The organism is Bdellovibrionota bacterium (genome assembly GCA_035292885.1).
Taxonomy (GTDB): domain Bacteria; phylum Bdellovibrionota_G; class JALEGL01; order JALEGL01; family DATDPG01; genus DATDPG01.
Window position 1 is genome coordinate 1 of sequence record DATDPG010000093.1, and the last position, 2,369, is coordinate 2,369.

The 2,369-nt window shown below is 53.6% G+C and carries 4 protein-coding genes; 3 read left to right on the top strand and 1 reads right to left on the bottom strand.

The annotated features are described in order from the left end of the window. Nucleotides 1–1,171: glycosyltransferase family 39 protein (locus VI895_07325; GenBank protein HLG19614.1), on the bottom strand; the 1,171-nt coding region annotated here is incomplete at its 3' end. 116 nt (nt 1,172–1,287) lie between these two features. Between VI895_07325 and purC the strand changes: the two genes are divergently transcribed. The 3 genes from purC to VI895_07340 form a co-directional block, all read left to right on the top strand. Then, nucleotides 1,288–2,007 (top strand): phosphoribosylaminoimidazolesuccinocarboxamide synthase, encoded by a 720-nt coding sequence (gene purC, locus VI895_07330; GenBank protein ID HLG19615.1) that lies wholly within the window; start codon nt 1,288–1,290, stop codon nt 2,005–2,007. After that, nucleotides 2,004–2,246 (top strand): phosphoribosylformylglycinamidine synthase subunit PurS, encoded by a 243-nt coding sequence (gene purS, locus VI895_07335; GenBank protein ID HLG19616.1) that lies wholly within the window; start codon nt 2,004–2,006, stop codon nt 2,244–2,246. The genes purC and purS overlap by 4 nt, the downstream gene beginning before the upstream one ends. Then, nucleotides 2,230–2,369: hypothetical protein (locus VI895_07340; protein ID HLG19617.1), on the top strand; the 140-nt coding region annotated here is incomplete at its 3' end. The genes purS and VI895_07340, both read left to right, overlap by 17 nt.

Genomic DNA, 2,369 nt, shown 5'->3' on the forward strand with positions numbered 1-2,369 from the left:
AAAGAGGAACGCTGGGAGCGAGTTTTTGAGCCGAAAGGAGCGCGAGTTCTTTGGTGGCCCGGGCCGGATCCAGATCCGGATGATCCGGATCCATCTTAAACGCTTGCGCGCGGCCGATTTGAAGAAGAGCCAGGAGCGCAACGGCGATCCGAAGTGATCTCGCTTTTGAGTTTGGGACCATGGCGGCTAAAAACAGGAGGCCGTAAACGAATACAGGAAGGAGATAGTAGGGAAGTATGGTTTTTGTCGCTGCGAGAGCCGTGGAATGAATCAGCGTGGCCAATCCGAGCGAGGTGGCAAGAGGTGAGAGTGTTTTCGGCCGAACGATCGCCCAAACGAAGGCGATGGGAAGCAGCCAAACGAAAACCGAATCCGATACAAAGACATCCCAATATATGTCCCGCGGCGCCGGTATTAGGAGCGCTTCTTGTCCTACCGTGTGCAGGAAACTTGGATCCCACATGCGCCCGGCGGGTCGGAGAAATTGCAAAAGGAAAACCGAGATGAGGAAACCTAGCACCCCGATTCCGAAGCTCGATTTTCGAAGTTGTGGGCGCGCATAAATCGCAATCGTGATGAGCGCGGACGCCAACGCCGGCAAGATGGCGACCTCTTTCGTCCACCAGCCGCAGATCGCCAGAGACCAGAAAAGTCCCCAGGAAAGCGGTAGGCGCGTTGGGAGAACGAGAAGGGCGACTCCGAAAGCGGCCAAAGGGAGATCGAGCATCACCCGTCGGGAAAACCAAACCAGCATGGGTGAACCGAGGAGGATCAGGACCGAAAAGAATCCTGCCCATTCGCTGACTCTTCGGCTCAAAACGCGATACGCCATTCCGACAATGAAAAGAAACGAAAGCGCCGATAAAATTCGATAGCTCGATTCACGATCCCCGAATAACCGGACGAACAGCCCCCCAATCCAGAAGGGAAGCGGAGGTTTTGCGTTATAGCGCTCTCCCGAGAATGTAAGCGGCCATGCGTGTCCGCGGGACACTTCTCGGGTTACTTGGGCGTAAAGAGCGTCGTCATAATTGTGGATGGAGCCGTAGTTGAACCGCCACAAGAGCGATACGCCAATAAGAACGGCCGCGAGAAAGCCCGTCCAAACGTGCGCCAGATCCGAATCTCCGAAGAATTCCCAAAACCGAGACAACCGCCGAAAAAGACTCATTTATTCGTACGGTATCGGGAGGAGAGGGGGTGTCAAATCAAAGGAAGATCCGGCGGTTTGAATTCAGAACCGCCTCCGCATATACTGCCGCCCCTTTTGAGGGGAGGACGCCGGTGATGGCCAAAGAACAGCGACCACTTTACGAAGGAAAGGCAAAACAGCTTTTTACGGGCCCTGAAAAGGGCCATTACGTCATGCGCTTCAAGGACTCCGCGACCGCTTTCAACAACAAGAAGAAGGCGGAGATCGAAAGAAAAGGGCTCCTCAATCTTAAGATCTCGGCCAAGATGTTTGAATATCTCCGGGAGCATGGCGTCGACTCGCACTTCGTCCGGACGATCAATGAACGGGAGATGCTGGTGAAAGCGGTCACGATCGTGCCGCTGGAGGTGGTTGTCCGGAACATCGCCGCCGGAAGCCTCTGCAAACGTCTGGGAGTCGCTGAAAAAACCAAAATTGATCCGCCCCTCGTGGAGTTCTTCTATAAGAGCGATCCTTTGGATGATCCGCTTCTTACGGAAGATCATATTCGAATGCTGAAAATTGCGACGGATCGCGAAGTCGCCGAATTGAAAATGAAAGCGCTTCAGGTCAACGATTTGCTGCGAAAATATTTTGAGAAACTCGGAATTCTGTTGGTCGACTTTAAGATCGAATTCGGTCGTGACAATCAGGGGAGCCTGTTGCTGGCGGACGAGATCACGCCCGACGGGTGCCGGTTGTGGGATGCAAAGACGATGGAAATTTTGGATAAAGATCGTTTCCGAAAAGATCTCGGAGGTCTCGTCGAGGCCTACGACTTAGTGTGGGATCGAATGCAGAAAGGTCACGCATGAAAGTCCGCATTTACGTCACGCTGAAGCAGGCGGTTTTGGATCCGCAAGGGAAAGCGGTGCATCGATCGTTGCAACGCCTCGGATATAAGGAAGTGACGGACACGCGCGTGGGAAAATATATTGAGCTCTCGATGGAGAACGGGGATCGAGCGAAGGCGGCTTCGCGCGTCGAAGAAATGTGCAAGAAGCTTCTTTCCAATCCGTTGATAGAAGACACGCGGTATGAGTTTGCGGACTGAAGCGATCACGCAAGGTCTGACGTCGGAAGAATACGACCAAATTGTTCGACTTTTGGGGCGGAATCCCGGCCACGTCGAGGTCGGGATCTTTTCGGCCATGTGGAGCGAACATTGCTGCTACAA